Raw genomic sequence first — 13,020 nt, 5'->3', positions numbered from 1 at the left:
GCGAAGCGGTTTTCCGAAGAGATCATGCTCAAACAAGGAGCCAGGGCGTGATGACGATTCAATCTGATTCCATCGCGCTCTAGGGGAACGCGGTCATGATCAACTCATCTTCGCCGCAACCACCCACCTCCGTCTCGGAAGACGAGGCGGTCGAGACCATCGTTCGCGCGGGGCCGAGCGGCGCGGTCGCGGTCGCAGGCGTTGCGACGGCCATCGTGGTCGGCTTGTGGTTTGCGTTCTATCTGCTCGTCTTCCTGCCGCGGAGCGCGCCCTGATGGCGACCGAGACGGACCATAGCCTCGGCGAAGCGGTTGCCGCACGGATCGAGCGGCGCTGGGCGACGCTGTCGATCGTCATCGTCGGTCTGCTGGTTGGCATGGCGGCCTATATCGGCATTCATCAGGCGACGATGCCGCAGGGCCGGGTCGAAACCGCCGATCCCAAGACGTTGCATCTGTCCGGCGAATTCATCGAGAGCAATCTCGGTAGCGAAATGGAGGCCGACGGCTCGGTCACCGTGCGCGCCATCGGCCAGCAATATTCCTTCACGCCGCAATGCGTTGTGGTGCCCGCGGAGACCCCGATCACGTTCCGCGCCACCAGCGCCGATGTCGTCCACGGATTCCTGATCGAGGGCACCAACATCAACACGATGCTGGTGCCGGGCTACGTCACGGCGCTGCCGGTGCGCTTCAAGGCGCCGGGCGATCACGTGATGCCATGCCAGGAATTCTGCGGCATCGGCCACCAGGGCATGTGGGGCAAGGTCAAGGTGATCGACAAGGCCGCGTTCCGCGACATGGCCGCAGCGAAGCGGAGGCTGACCTGTGTTGACTAACAAGCGGCTGATAGCGGCGCATTTCTGGCTCGCCTTCATCGTGTTCGGCGTCGCACTGGTGCTCGGCGCCTGGCAGATGTTCGTGCGCAGCCCGTTGAATGCCTGGCATTTCAACCCGGAGTTCTACTATCGCTCGGTCACCGCGCACGGCTCGGCGATGGGCTACGTATTCCCGACGCTGATCGCGATGGGCTTCGGCTACGCGATCACCGAAGCCTCGCTGGAGAAGGCGCTGATTGGACGGCGCTGGGCCTGGGCCGGCTTCTTCCTGGTCGCCGTCGGCGCCGTTGTCGCGATGATCCCGGTGTCGCTCGGGCTCGCATCGGTGCTCTACACCTTCTATCCGCCGATGGTCGGCAATCCCTTCTATTACATCGGCGTCGTCATGGTCGTGGTCGGCTCATGGATCTGGGTCGCGCTGGTGGTCACCAATTTCGTGATCTGGAAGCGCGAGAACCCGGGCAAGCCGGTGCCGCTTGCGATGTACGCCAATGTCGCGGGCTCATTGCTCTGGGGCTGGACCGCGGTGGGTGCGGCGCTGGAAATCCTGTTCCAGATCCTGCCCGTCGCGCTCGGGCTCAAGTCCACGATCGATGCGGGGCTGGCGCGCGTCTTCTTCTCGTGGACCCTGCACGCCATCGTCTATTTCTGGCTGATCCCGACCTACATCGCCTATTACACGATCTTCCCGCGCGCGATCGGCGGCCGGCTCTTTAGCGACGCGATGGCGCGGATTTCGTTCATCCTGTTCGTCGTGGTGGCGATGCCGATCGGCGTGCACCATCTGTTTGCCGACCCGCAGGTCGGCGCGGGATTCAAGTTCATGCACTCGGTGTTCACCGGCCTGGTCGCGCTGCCGACATTGCTCACGGTGTTCACGATTTGCGCGTCGGCGGAGATCGCCAGCCGCCTGCGCGGTGGCCGCGGCGCATTCGGCTGGGTCGGCGCGCTGCCGTGGTCCAATCCGATCATGCTGGCGACGGCGCTGTCGCTGGTCATGCTCGGTTTCGGCGGCGCCGGCGGCCTGATCAACATGAGCTATCAGCTCGATGCCGCCGTGCACAACACGCAGTGGATCACCGGCCATTTTCACCTGATCTTCGGCGGCGCCATCGTGATCATGTATTTTGCCATCGCCTATGATCTGTGGCCGCATCTGACCGGCCGGGCGCTGGACAGTTTCGGCCTGATGCGCACGCAGCTCTGGCTGTGGTTCATCGGCATGATCGTGACCACCTTCCCATGGCACTATGTCGGTATTCTCGGCATGCCGCGCCGCATGGCATTTTATGACTACGCCAACCCGGCGATCTCGCCGCAGGCCTTCTCGGTTGCGATGTCGGCGATCGGTGGGTTCATCCTGCTGCTGTCGGGGCTGCTGTTCCTGCTGGTGCTGATCCGCGGCCAATTCGGCGTGCGGGGCGAGGCGGGTGCTTACCGTTTCGCGGTGCCGCTGCACATGCCGGCGCGGATTCCGGTCGCGCTCAACTCGTTCGGTCTCTGGCTCGCATTGATGGTCGGTCTCACCGTGGTGAACTATGGCTTCCCGATAGCGCAGCTGATGGCGCTGAAGGAGACCAGCGTGCCTGCGGTCTATGTCGGAGCAGGCCGATGAGTGATCAGCCGCTGTTCTCCCCGCGCAATCCCTGGTTCGGCATCAGCGTCGGCGTCACGGCCGCCATTGCCGTGTTGTCGGCCATCGCTGGCCTGATCTGGTTGCCGCTGGCGCAACCCAACCTCAAGCTTGCAGGCGTCTGGGACGCGATCTGCAGCGCAGCCGGCGTGCCGCGTGCCGCCGTGCAGGAGGCTGGTGTCAAGCCGGATTTCAAGACCTCCAATGTTGTCATGACGTCGGAGATGCTGACCAAGGTCGATCAGATCTCGATCGGGCGGGGCGCGACGCTGGCGCAGCGTTGCGCGATCTGCCACGGACCGCAGGGCGTCAGCGATGCCCATTCACCCAACCTCGCCGGGCAGTTTGCCGCGGTGACGTATAAGGAGCTCAACGACTTCAAGTCCGGCGCGCGGGTCAGCGTCGTGATGAGCCCGTTCGCGGCAGCGATGAGCGATCAGGACATGAAGGATGTTGCGGCCTATTACGCCTACCTGCCGCGGGTGCCTTCGGACAATCTGGATACCGGGCGTGCCGCGCCGGCGGTCGTGGTGACGGGGGCCCCGATGCGCAACATCCCGCCTTGCGGCTCCTGCCACGGCGATATCGACAACAAGGCGGGAAGCCCCTGGCTCGGCGGCCAGTCGGCGGTCTACATCAAGGCGCAGCTCGAGGCGTTTGCGTCGGGGGCCCGCCGCAACGACATCAGTCAGCAGATGCGCAACATCGCCCGCCGGATGACGCCCGAGGAGATCGACCAGGTTGCGCACTACTACGAGGCCCAGCCCTGAGCCAGAAGTCTTAACGTGCCGTTAACCATAATTACGGCAAGTTGAACGGACATGGGCGCCGATTGCCGGCGCCCGGCAAGGCACCCGATAGATGGCGGTCGACCTCTTCAATGCGACGGCTTCGGCAGGTGTCGATGCTTCGCGCCTGAAGGTCGCCGGTTCGATCAAGCAGGCGGCCGCGACCACCGGCACCAGCTTCGAATATTTGCTCACGACCGCGAAGATGGAATCCAATTTCAATCCGCGGGCCGGTGCCACGACCTCGTCGGCGCATGGACTCTATCAGTTCATCGACCAGACCTGGCTCGGCACCGTCAAGGAGGCCGGAAGCCAGCTCGGCTACGGTCAGTATGCCGACGCCATCACCAAGAATTCCGACGGCAGCTATTCGGTCAGCGATCCATCCGCGCGAAGCGCGGTCATGAAGCTGCGCGACGATCCCGATGCGGCTTCCTCGATGGCGGCGGTGCTGACGCAATCCAACAGCTTCAAGCTCACCGGCACGCTCGGCCGTCGTCCGACCGATGCCGAGCTCTATATGGCGCATTTCATGGGCGTCGGCGGCGCCGGCAAGCTGATCTCGAGCGCCGAGGACAGTCCGAGCGCCAATGCGGCTGCGATGTTTCCGAAGGCGGCGGCCGCCAACCAGTCGATCTTCTATGACAAGTCGGGCAGCGCGCGCAGCGTCAGCCAGGTCTATTCGGTGCTGACCACACGCTACGCCGCGGCTGCGAATTCAAGCGACACGCGCACGGCGTTTGCCGCGGCGGGCGGCGGCACCATGAGCCCCAATGCGATCGCAAGCGCTGCGCCGACACAGGCGCTGACCATGGACACCGCGTCCTATCTTTCGACCTTCCCGAATGTCCGCGCGGCCTCATCGGCCGGTGCGACCTCGGCCGTCGCATCGTCACAGCCGGCGCCGGCCTTTCGCTCGCTCTACCAGGGCGGCGACCGTGCGGAGCCGATCTCGCCCGCGGTGCAGGAGCTGTGGGGCAATTCCGGCTCGCTGACCACATCGGCGACGCCAAAGGTCCGCGCGCCCGGGCGGCTTGATCTGTTCAGCGACCCGAACGGTACCTACAGCAGCGGCTAGCGCCCGCCTTGCTGCATGCGCGAAACCCTGCGCCGTGGTCGTATTAACGAAACGTCAATAATCCCAAACGTTTATGGTGAACCCTTTGTTAAGCGTCATGGTTTATTTTTCCTTGTAGTGGCGTCGTATGTCGATGCCGTCTCGTTGCGTAAGCCGGCAGGACCATGATCGTTCGGCAGTTCATTAGTTGGATTAGGACCGCTCCAGCAGGCGAGCGGGCAGAGGCGACACGGGCGTTGGCCCGCGCGTGGCTCATTTCGGATCTCACCGAGGACGACCGCATCGCAGCCGAGGGCGCGCTGCTGATGCTGCTCGACGATCCGTCGCCACTGGTGCGACAGGCGATGGCCGAGGTGTTCGCATATAGCGCGGAGGCGCCGGCCACGATCGTGCAGGCGCTGTCGGCCGACCAGCCGGCGATCGCGTTGCCGGTGCTGGAGCATTCACCGCTGCTGATCGATGCCGACCTTGTCGACATCGTCGCGACCGGCTCCGACGAGATGCAGTGCGCGATCGCGCGCCGCGCCAATCTGCCGGCCTCGGTCGCTGCGGCGATCGCCGAGGTCGGTTCGGCGGCGGCCGCGCTCGAGCTGATCGAGAACCCCTACGCCGGGCTTGCGCCATTCTCCTGGGACCGCATCGTCGAGCGCCACGGCCATCTTGCCGCCATCCGGGAATCGATGCTGCAGCTGGAAGATTTGCCGTCCGCGACACGGCTGGCGCTGGTCGCAAAACTCTCCGACACGCTGGCGCAATTCGTCGTGGCGCGGAACTGGCTCGGCGCCGACCGTGCCGACCGCATTGCCGGCGAGGCGAAGGAGCGCTACACGGTGAACATCGCCGCGCGTGCCTTCGGCGACGACATGCAGAACCTGATCACCCATCTGCGCGCCACCGGCCAGCTCACCGCCGGGCTGATCCTGCGCGCGCTGCTGTCGGGAAATCTCGATTTGTTCGGCGCCGCGCTCGCCGAACTGTCCGGGCTGCCCTATGGCCGGGTTTCCGCGCTGTTGAACGACCGCGGCGGCAACGGCTTGCAGGCGCTGCTGCGGCGCGCCGGCCTGCCGGAATCCACCTACGCGGCGTTCCGCGTCGCGCTCGAAGCCAGCCACGAGGTCGGTTATGTCGACAGCGGCGACGGTGCGGCGCGGCTGCATCGCCGCATGGTCGAGCGCGTGCTGACCCATTGCGAGACCGATCATTCGGCCGCCGAGCCGCTGCTGATCCTGCTGCGCCGCTTTGCGACCGAATCGGCCCGCGAGGATGCGCGCATGTTCTGCGAGGAGCTCGCCGCGGAAGACGCGATCGCGGTGCTGCCTTACGACGACGATCTGATCGCGGCCTGAAGGCCGCGTTTCCCATATTGACGATGATTGAAGCCGTGGCCGCCGCCGCGGCGCGCTGCTATTCGCTCGGTGCGATGCTCGGCGCGAGGATGGCCTCGAGATGCTCGGGGCGATCGCGGTTGGCGTGGGTCAGGAATTCATCGGCGATGCCGCGGAGCTGCTTGCTCAGCACGCCGGCCACGACGGCAGTGTCGAGCTTTGTGCGGTTCCGCACGATCGCCTGAACGGCGTTGATGTGGTGGGCAATCAGCTGCTGCGGCACCGCGGCGAGGTCGGGCGCGTGCTCGATGATGCGGCACAGGCTCTCGGCCGCCGCCGCAGCCGAGGGATAACCGAACGTTGCGGCATCGCCCTTGATGTCGTGCGCGGCGCGGAACAACTCCTCGCGCGTCTTGTCGTTGAAGCCCTCGCGTTGCACCGTGTCGTGCGCGGCGGAGAGGCGGTCGGCCTCGATCGTCATCCATTCCTTGAATTCGCCCGATAGCCCGGCGAGCGCCTTTTCGGCGCGGCCGACCGGATCGTCGAGATCGCTCTCGGGGACGCGCAGCAGCACCTTGCGCAGCGGGTTCGGCTGCGTGATGACATGGTGAGTGCCGAAGCTCTTGACCTCGATCGTCCCGGGTTTGTCTTTCGCCATGGCGATATCCTAAATGCTCGAGCGCGCCTTCTCGAGCAGCGACGGCTGTTGCAGAATTTCGACCTCGCCGCTGCCGCGGCGTTCGGGGCCGATATAGGTGTTGGTGGTGTTGCGGCGGCGGTCGGGGCCGAAATAGGTCTTGGTCTTGATGAACGGACGCGGATTGGCGACCACGTTCATGATGCGCTGGTAGAGGCCCTTGGCCGAGATCGGTTTGGCCAGGAATTCGGTGACGCCGGCATCGCGCGCCACGGTGACGCGGCGCTTCTCGGAATGGCCGGTCAGCATGATGATCGGCGCGTAGGGATTGCCCTTGGATTCCGGCTGCCGGATCATCTGCGCGAGCTCGAGGCCGTCGAAGATCGGCATCGACCAGTCGGTGATGACGATGTCGGGCACGTAATGGGTGTACATCTCGAGCGCGGTGGCGCCGTCCTCGGCCTCATACACCTCGCGCGCGCCGAACGAATGCAGCAGCGTCCGCAGGATGCGGCGCATGTGCGGATTGTCGTCGCAAATCAAAAATCGCAGCTTGTTGAAATCGATGCGATACATGGTCCGGTCCCGATCGGGCATACCGGGCCAATGCGGTATTACCCGACGTTAACCATATCCCGCCCGGAGTTAATGATTGGTTGCCGGGCAAGGGGCGGCGGGATGCGGCGCGCCGTCAGTAGCCGAACTGCTCGCGCAGGATGCGCTCTTCCAGCGAATGGCCGGGATCGAACAGCATCCGCATCGCGATCGTCTTGTCGGAGAGCACCTCGACCCGGCGGACGTCGCGGACCTCGTCATGGTCGGCGACCGCGGCCACCGGGCGCTTCTCGTCCTCGATCACCTCGATCACCACGAAGGCGGAATTCGGCAGCAGCGCGCCGCGCCAGCGCCGCGGCCGGAACGCGCTGATCGGGGTCAGTGCCAGCAGCGCCGCGTTGATCGGCAGGATCGGCCCCTGGGCGGAGAGATTGTAGGCGGTCGATCCGGCGGGCGTCGCCACCAGGATGCCGTCGGCCATCAGCTCGGGCATCCGCTCATGCTCGTCGATCAGGATGCGCAGCTTGGCGACCTGGTAGGTCTGCCGGAACAGCGCGACCTCGTTGATGGCGTGATGCAGATGCACCGCGCCGTGGATGTCGGTCGCGCGCATCAAGAGCGGATTGATCAGTGACTCCCGCGAGGCCGCAAGCCGCGCGCGCAGATCGTGCGTCGAATATTCGTTCATCAGGAAGCCGACGGTGCCGCGGTGCATGCCGTAGATCGGCTTGCCGCTGCGCATGTTGGCGTGCAGCGTCTGCAGCATCAATCCGTCGCCGCCGAGCGCAACCACGACGTCGGCATCGGCCGCTGAATGGTTGCCGTACATCGCCGTCAGCTGCTCAAGCGCCGTCTGCGCTTCCGAGCTCGCGCTGGCGACGAAGGCGATCTTGTCATACCGCTTGGAGCTAGCCATCGCTCACGAACTCGTTTGGCACGGAACACGCCGCGCTCGTCTATACATCCCGGGCGGCCTTGTCGAGATGGTCCGGGAACGGACCGCATGCCTTGCGGGTGCAGCCAAGCTAGCGCAGTTTGCGGATGAAATGCGTAAATGTCGGCCCAGGGAGTGAACGGCATGGCTAACAGTTTTGCGACACGGCTCACCGCGGCGTTGCTGGTGGCCTGCCTCGCAACCGCGGCGCGGGCCGACGACGAGGCCCCGCAGCCATCGCCATCGCCGAGCGCACAGGCCCCAAGCGGCCAGAACCCAGGCGGCCAGAAGGGACGGGCAGGGCGCGGCGAGACCGGCTCCGGCGCGAACGCCGCGGCCAACACGCCTGCCGCCGAGCAGCACCGCCTGCCGCCGGATTCCACGACCAAGCAATCGGTCGCACTGCCTGGCCGTACGCTCGCCTTCAGCGCGACCGCGGGCTCGATCCGCGTGTTCGACGACAAGGGCGAGCCGCTCGCCGACATCGCCTATACTTCCTATCAGCTCGACGGCGCCGAGAAGGCGAGCCGCCCGGTGACGTTCCTGTTCAACGGCGGGCCGGGCTCCGCGTCGGCCTGGCTGCAATTCGGCAATGTCGGGCCGTGGCGACTGCCGTTCGACGGCGCGGTGTCGTCGGCCTCGCCGGAGCTGCAGCCGAATGCCGACACCTGGCTCGATTTCACCGATCTTGTCTTCATCGATCCGGTCGGCACCGGCTACAGCCGTTTCGTCACCACCTCGGAGGATGCCCGCAAGCGCTTCTTCACCGTCGATGGTGATGCCAATTCGGTTGCGCTGGTAATCCGCCGCTGGCTGGAGAAACACGACCGGCTGACCTCACCGAAATATGTCGCCGGCGAAAGCTATGGCGGCATTCGCGGACCCAAGGTGGTGCGCAATCTGCAAATGCAGCAGGGGGTCGGCGTGCGCGGCCTGATCCTGATCTCGCCGGTGCTCGATTTCCGCGACTATACCGGCTCCAGCGTCCTGCAATATGTCGCGAGCCTGCCGACCATGACGGCGGTCGCGCGACAGGCGAAGGGGCCGGTGACGCGCGAGGACCTTGCCGACGTCGAGAGCTACGCGCGCGGCGACTTCCTGCTCGATCTCGTTAAGGGGCAGGCCGATACCGAGGCCACCGCGCGGCTCGCCGACAAGGTCGCGAGCCTGACCGGCATCGATCCGGCGGTGAGCCGCAGGCTCGCCGGCCGCTTCGAGATCGGCGAATTCCGCCGCGAGTTCGATCGCAAGAGCGGCAAGGTGACCGGCCGCTACGATGCCTCGGTCGAAGGCTTCGATCCCTATCCGGACTCCAGCTACTTCCACTTCAACGATCCGTCCGGCGATCCCCTGATGGCGCCCTTGACCAGCGCGGCCGTCGACCTCACCACGCGCAGACTGAACTGGCGGCCGGACGGTTCGTATCATCTGCTCAGCGAAAGCGTGAGCAAGGGCTGGGAGTTCGGCCACGGCATCAGCCCGCCGGAATCGGTGACGCAGCTGCGCCAGATGCTGGCGCTCGACCCCAAGCTGAAGCTCCTGATCGGTCACGGCCTGTTCGACCTTGCGACGCCGTACTTCGCCTCGAAGATCATCCTCGACCAGCTGCCGGCCTTCGCGGCTCCGAGCCGCACCAGGCTCGTGGTCTATCCCGGCGGCCACATGTTCTACTCCCGCGACGGCTCGCGCCAGGCGTTCCGCAAGGAGGTCGAGGCGTTGGTGAAGTGAGGGGCGGCGTGGATTGCGTCGCCTGCCGCAAATGTCGCGTCGTCCTGGCGAAAGCCAGGACCCATAACCACCGAATTCGGTGATGAACGGGATCGCGGCCCCAGCGTCGCGCAACAATTGCCGTTTGGGGTAATGGGTCCTGGCTTTCGCCAGGACGACATCGAATAGGTGGCGCGATCTCGGGCAAGTTCAGTGTCATCACCGGCGCATTGAATCAGAACCGAAGCTCTCGATTCTTGTCTTGACGCGTTTTCTGCACGCGAACCGGTGTCCATCTCGCTCGAAAACGCTCTAGCCCTCGCGCCGGAACTGGCCGAGCTCGTGCAACAATGCAGCCCCGGTCCGCACGCCGCTGTAGAAGCAGTCCAGTGTCATGTTCTCGTTCGGCGCATGGTTGGCTTCGTCCGGATTGGCATAGGGCGTGACGAAGGCCGGGATGCCCAGGAGCTTGGTGAAGACGTAGTTGGGCAGACTGCCGAAGCCGGCCGGTATCAGCAGCGGCTCCTGGCCATGGGCGGCAACGAAGGCGCGGCGCAGCGGCGCGGTGTAGGGCGAGGCGATCGGCGTCTTCGAGGGCTGCATGCCCATGTCCGCAGCGACGAACTCGACCTTGGGCGCGTGTTTGGCGACGTGAGCCCGGACCTTGCGCAGGATGTCCTCGGCGTCCTGCGCCTCGACGAGACGGATGTCGCATTTGACGAAGGCCTCGTTCGGCAGCACGGTCTTGCTGCCGGGGCCGCCATAGCCGCCGTGGAAACCGTTGATGGTCAGCGTCGGCTGGAAGCAGAGACGGTCGTAGAACGGGCGGTCCGCAGGCGCGTCGAGGCGTTTCAGTCCAAGGCTCGCTTTGACGGCCTCGATATCGAGCGGCAGGCGCTCGATCGCCGCCAGTTCCTCGGGTGCCGGCGGCTCGACGGCATCATGCAGCCCCTCGATGGTGATCTCTCCGGCCGGGTTCTTCATCGTGCCGAGCAGGTGGACCAGCGTCCAGATCGGGTTCGGCACGACGCCGCCGAAGTTGCCGGAATGGACGTCGCGGCTGGCATGGCGGCAGCGCAGCTCGAAGGAGACGACGCCGCGCGAGCCGAACTTGATCGTCGGTGCGCCGCTGGCATGGCGCGGGCCGTCGGCGGTGACGGCGAGATCGGCCTTCAGGAGATGCGCCTTGGCGCGCACGAAACCGGCGATGTGCGGGCTGCCGATCTCTTCCTCGCCCTCCAGCAGCAGGATGACGTTGCAGGGCAGTTCGCCGTGCACCTTGAGATGGGATTCGATCGCCAGGATCTGGGCGAAGTGCTGGCCCTTGTTGTCACCGACGCCGCGTGCATAAAGCCGGCCGTCTCGGATCGTCGGCTCGAAGGGCGGTGATAGCCATTTCTCGAGCGGGTCGGCCGGCTGCACGTCATAGTGTCCGTAGAGCAGGACGGTCGGCTTGCCCGGTGCCTTCTCCCAGCGTGCCACCACCATCGGATAACCCTCCGTAGTGACAAGGCCGGCTTCGAGGCCGATCCCTGTGAGCATCTCGAGCAGCAGGGCGCCGACCTCGGCGATGCCGATGTTCTCGGCACTGATGCTCGGATGGCGCAGATAGGCGATCAGGTGTTGCAGGAAGCTGTCGCGGTTGGCTTCGATATGAGTGAAGACGGCTGCCAATGCGTCGGAAGAAGCCATGATGAGCACCAGACAATGCAGCGGTCGTCGCACCGAAAGACTTCGGCGCGATCGCGTCGGATTGCGTGAGTGCTTTACCTCCGGCTGAAGTGACAATCAACGGCGGGACGTCAAGCGCCATTGTCGACAGCGATCGGCACCGAACGTTGCCGGCTTGCTCCCGCCCGGGCAAATCAATGGCAGGCGTTCAGGCCGGCCCTGATCCGCCACAGCATTCGCCGCGCGTCTGCACCGGAGGGCAGGGGACCGTCCCGTAAGAGCAGAACACACAGCAATCGCCGGCAAGCGGCTTGAGGCGGGTGCCGCAGCCGCGGCAGTCGTAGAAGAACTGGCAGGCGTCGGTCGGCATCGTTTCGGTCGCGGCAAATCCGCAAGCCGGACAGGTCAAGGTCGACACGAGTTGCATGAGCGCGGGTCCGTTGGTCAGTCCCTCATGTCATTTCGGCGATCGCACAGGTCAAGTGGCAAGATTGTGATCGGCGGTCGCTAAGACGGGCTTATCCAGCCGGGATGAAGCCGCAATCTGGCATCGATGATGCGTGAACCCGTCGCGGCATCGAAAATATTCGTGATCTGGCCGATCGGCGTGTAACCAAACCGGTCGCTTGAGCGAACCAGACCATAGAAGCGCTGCATGACGACCGCGGAACACGAGCTCAAGCAACTGATGCTTGCCAGCCAGGATGGCGATGCGGCGGCCCACCGGGCATTGCTGGAGCGCCTGAGCCGGCATTTGCGTGCCTACTACAAGAGCAAGCTTGCGAGGAGTGGCCGCGGCGCGGCCGAGGCGGAGGACCTGGTGCAGGAGGCCGTGTTGGCAATCCACCTGCAGCGGCACACCTACGATCCGGCTCAGCCGCTGACGCCCTGGGTGCACGCGGTCGCGCGCTACAAGCTGATCGATTTCCTGCGCCGCACGCGGGCCTCGCGCGCCGACGTGCCGATCGATGCGGCCGACGACATCACAGCCCATGACGATCATATCGGCGCCGAGAGCAGCTTTGACGTCAGGCGATTGCTCAAGCAATTGCCTGATAACATGCAGTGCGCGATTGGGGCCGTAAAGCTCGATGGATTGAGCGTCGCGGAGGCGGCGCAACGCTGCGACATGTCGGAATCCAGCGTGAAGGTCAGCATTCATCGCGGGCTGAAGGCCTTGGCCGCGTTGATCGCCGGGAGGACGAAGCCATGAAGACCGATGAACTGATCGCGGCGCTCAGCAACAATGTCGAGCCGGTCGATCGCCGGCTGGTCGGCCGGACCGTCGCGATCGCGCTCGGCCTAGGGCTGGTTGCCGCGCTTGGCCTCGTGTTTGCCGGGCTTGGCGTTCGCGCAGACCTCGCCACGCCGCGCGCCGTGATCTTCCTCTCTCTGAAGCTCGCATTCGCGCTCGGCACCGTCGGTGCAGCGTCGGTCTATCTGACCCGGCTGGCGCGACCGGGCGGCGAGCGAAAGATCTCGCTTCGACTGGCCGCACTCCCGTTCGGGGCGATCATGCTGCTTGCCGCCATCAGCCTCGGACAGGCGCCGAGCTCGCATTGGGACAGGATGGTCATGGGAGACCAATGGCTCGAATGTCTGATCTCCGTTCCGATCATCGCGATCGTGCCGTTTGCCGTGGTGATCTGGGCAGTCAGAAAGGCGGCGCCGACCAATCTGGTGCAGGCGGGCGCATTCGCCGGCCTCGTCGCGGGTGGTGTGAGCGCGGTCGGCTATGCACTGCACTGCACCGACGACTCGTTGCCCTTTGTCGCGCTGTGGTACGGCGGCACGATCGTGCTGTGCACACTTGCGGGTGCGCTACTAGGACCGCGGCTGCTGCGCTGGTGAGAG

The 13,020-nt window shown here is 65.2% G+C and carries 15 protein-coding genes; 9 read left to right on the top strand and 6 right to left on the bottom strand.

Annotated features, from left to right (window positions below; genetic code table 11):
• Nucleotides 1-95 precede the first annotated feature (95 nt).
• The 6 genes from ACE103_RS25840 to ACE103_RS25815 all read left to right on the top strand — a co-directional run bounded on the left by ACE103_RS25840 (nucleotide 96) and on the right by ACE103_RS25815 (nucleotide 5,683).
• A complete protein-coding gene (locus ACE103_RS25840; protein WP_223976508.1) occupies nucleotides 96-275 on the top strand; it encodes a hypothetical protein in 180 nt (59 codons plus the stop codon).
• Nucleotides 275-838, top strand: coding sequence for a cytochrome C oxidase subunit II (locus ACE103_RS25835; RefSeq protein ID WP_375775391.1), 564 nt, complete (start codon nucleotides 275-277; stop codon nucleotides 836-838). The genes ACE103_RS25840 and ACE103_RS25835 overlap by 1 nt, the downstream gene beginning before the upstream one ends.
• Nucleotides 828-2,453 carry a b(o/a)3-type cytochrome-c oxidase subunit 1 gene (locus ACE103_RS25830; protein WP_375775390.1) on the top strand — a complete coding sequence of 542 codons (1,626 nt, stop codon included), beginning with the start codon at nucleotides 828-830 and terminating at the stop codon, nucleotides 2,451-2,453. Before ACE103_RS25835 ends, ACE103_RS25830 begins: the two co-directional genes overlap by 11 nt.
• Entirely contained in the window at nucleotides 2,450-3,241 is a 792-nt protein-coding gene (locus ACE103_RS25825) for a c-type cytochrome (protein WP_375775389.1), read from the top strand. Before ACE103_RS25830 ends, ACE103_RS25825 begins: the two co-directional genes overlap by 4 nt.
• A 91-nt stretch (nucleotides 3,242-3,332) precedes the next feature.
• On the top strand, nucleotides 3,333-4,337 hold the full coding sequence (locus ACE103_RS25820; RefSeq protein ID WP_375775388.1) for a transglycosylase SLT domain-containing protein: 1,005 nt from the start codon (nucleotides 3,333-3,335) through the stop codon (nucleotides 4,335-4,337).
• 164 nt (nucleotides 4,338-4,501) lie between these two features.
• Complete coding sequence (locus ACE103_RS25815; RefSeq protein WP_375775387.1) at nucleotides 4,502-5,683, top strand: DUF2336 domain-containing protein; 1,182 nt, start codon at nucleotides 4,502-4,504, stop codon at nucleotides 5,681-5,683.
• Nucleotides 5,684-5,741: 58 nt separating this feature from the next.
• On the opposite strand, the gene ACE103_RS25810 is transcribed toward ACE103_RS25815, so the two are convergent.
• The 3 genes from ACE103_RS25810 to ACE103_RS25800 all read right to left on the bottom strand — a co-directional run bounded on the left by ACE103_RS25810 (nucleotide 5,742) and on the right by ACE103_RS25800 (nucleotide 7,770).
• Complete coding sequence (locus ACE103_RS25810) at nucleotides 5,742-6,320, bottom strand: Hpt domain-containing protein (protein WP_375775386.1); 579 nt, start codon at nucleotides 6,318-6,320, stop codon at nucleotides 5,742-5,744.
• Between the two features lie 9 nt (nucleotides 6,321-6,329).
• Nucleotides 6,330-6,875, bottom strand: a complete 546-nt coding sequence (locus ACE103_RS25805; protein ID WP_194460645.1) for a response regulator — start codon at nucleotides 6,873-6,875, stop codon at nucleotides 6,330-6,332.
• 115 nt (nucleotides 6,876-6,990) lie between these two features.
• Nucleotides 6,991-7,770, bottom strand: coding sequence for an NAD kinase (locus ACE103_RS25800; protein WP_375775385.1), 780 nt, complete (start codon nucleotides 7,768-7,770; stop codon nucleotides 6,991-6,993).
• Between the two features lie 162 nt (nucleotides 7,771-7,932).
• Here ACE103_RS25800 and ACE103_RS25795 point away from each other — a divergent pair, with 162 nt between their 5' ends.
• Nucleotides 7,933-9,516 (top strand): S10 family peptidase, encoded by a 1,584-nt coding sequence (locus ACE103_RS25795; protein WP_375775384.1) that lies wholly within the window; start codon nucleotides 7,933-7,935, stop codon nucleotides 9,514-9,516.
• Between the two features lie 291 nt (nucleotides 9,517-9,807).
• On the opposite strand, the gene ACE103_RS25790 is transcribed toward ACE103_RS25795, so the two are convergent.
• The 3 genes from ACE103_RS25790 to ACE103_RS25780 form a co-directional block, all read right to left on the bottom strand.
• Nucleotides 9,808-11,187 carry a M20/M25/M40 family metallo-hydrolase gene (locus tag ACE103_RS25790; RefSeq protein WP_375775383.1) on the bottom strand — a complete coding sequence of 460 codons (1,380 nt, stop codon included), beginning with the start codon at nucleotides 11,185-11,187 and terminating at the stop codon, nucleotides 9,808-9,810.
• 187 nt (nucleotides 11,188-11,374) lie between these two features.
• A complete protein-coding gene (locus tag ACE103_RS25785; protein ID WP_097674195.1) occupies nucleotides 11,375-11,593 on the bottom strand; it encodes a GDCCVxC domain-containing (seleno)protein in 219 nt (72 codons plus the stop codon).
• A gap of 80 nt (nucleotides 11,594-11,673) precedes the next feature.
• The gene (locus ACE103_RS25780) at nucleotides 11,674-11,823 is read right to left on the bottom strand and encodes a hypothetical protein (RefSeq protein WP_375775382.1); all 150 of its coding nucleotides are present in this window, start codon (nucleotides 11,821-11,823) and stop codon (nucleotides 11,674-11,676) included.
• Here ACE103_RS25780 and ACE103_RS25775 point away from each other — a divergent pair.
• On the top strand, nucleotides 11,822-12,379 hold the full coding sequence (locus tag ACE103_RS25775) for a sigma-70 family RNA polymerase sigma factor (RefSeq protein ID WP_375775381.1): 558 nt from the start codon (nucleotides 11,822-11,824) through the stop codon (nucleotides 12,377-12,379). The two genes, ACE103_RS25780 and ACE103_RS25775, sit on opposite strands and share 2 nt — an antisense overlap.
• Nucleotides 12,376-13,017, top strand: coding sequence for an NrsF family protein (locus tag ACE103_RS25770; protein ID WP_375775380.1), 642 nt, complete (start codon nucleotides 12,376-12,378; stop codon nucleotides 13,015-13,017). The genes ACE103_RS25775 and ACE103_RS25770 overlap by 4 nt, the downstream gene beginning before the upstream one ends.
• Nucleotides 13,018-13,020: the final 3 nt, after the last annotated feature.

Origin of the sequence: Bradyrhizobium sp. ma5, assembly GCF_042258955.1 — a bacterium.
Taxonomy (GTDB): Bacteria; Pseudomonadota; Alphaproteobacteria; order Rhizobiales; family Xanthobacteraceae; genus Bradyrhizobium.
Note: the sequence above shows the minus strand (reverse complement) of the source record. Positions and strands in the feature narration are given on the sequence as shown.

Excerpts from the sequence above, each read along its gene's own strand:
- ACE103_RS25840 (WP_223976508.1), top strand. The coding sequence starts at position 96 with ATGATCAACTCATCTTCGCCGCAACCACCCACCTCCGTCTCGGAAGAC.
- ACE103_RS25835 (WP_375775391.1), top strand. The coding sequence starts at position 275 with ATGGCGACCGAGACGGACCATAGCCTCGGCGAAGCGGTTGCCGCACGG.
- ACE103_RS25825 (WP_375775389.1), top strand. The coding sequence starts at position 2,450 with ATGAGTGATCAGCCGCTGTTCTCCCCGCGCAATCCCTGGTTCGGCATC.
- ACE103_RS25820 (WP_375775388.1), top strand. The coding sequence starts at position 3,333 with ATGGCGGTCGACCTCTTCAATGCGACGGCTTCGGCAGGTGTCGATGCT.
- ACE103_RS25815 (WP_375775387.1), top strand. The coding sequence starts at position 4,502 with ATGATCGTTCGGCAGTTCATTAGTTGGATTAGGACCGCTCCAGCAGGC.
- ACE103_RS25810 (WP_375775386.1), bottom strand. The coding sequence starts at position 6,320 with ATGGCGAAAGACAAACCCGGGACGATCGAGGTCAAGAGCTTCGGCACT.
- ACE103_RS25805 (WP_194460645.1), bottom strand. The coding sequence starts at position 6,875 with ATGTATCGCATCGATTTCAACAAGCTGCGATTTTTGATTTGCGACGAC.
- ACE103_RS25800 (WP_375775385.1), bottom strand. The coding sequence starts at position 7,770 with ATGGCTAGCTCCAAGCGGTATGACAAGATCGCCTTCGTCGCCAGCGCG.
- ACE103_RS25795 (WP_375775384.1), top strand. The coding sequence starts at position 7,933 with ATGGCTAACAGTTTTGCGACACGGCTCACCGCGGCGTTGCTGGTGGCC.
- ACE103_RS25790 (WP_375775383.1), bottom strand. The coding sequence starts at position 11,187 with ATGGCTTCTTCCGACGCATTGGCAGCCGTCTTCACTCATATCGAAGCC.
- ACE103_RS25785 (WP_097674195.1), bottom strand. The coding sequence starts at position 11,593 with ATGCAACTCGTGTCGACCTTGACCTGTCCGGCTTGCGGATTTGCCGCG.
- ACE103_RS25775 (WP_375775381.1), top strand. The coding sequence starts at position 11,822 with ATGACGACCGCGGAACACGAGCTCAAGCAACTGATGCTTGCCAGCCAG.
- ACE103_RS25780 (WP_375775382.1), bottom strand. The coding sequence starts at position 11,823 with ATGCAGCGCTTCTATGGTCTGGTTCGCTCAAGCGACCGGTTTGGTTAC.
- ACE103_RS25770 (WP_375775380.1), top strand. The coding sequence starts at position 12,376 with ATGAAGACCGATGAACTGATCGCGGCGCTCAGCAACAATGTCGAGCCG.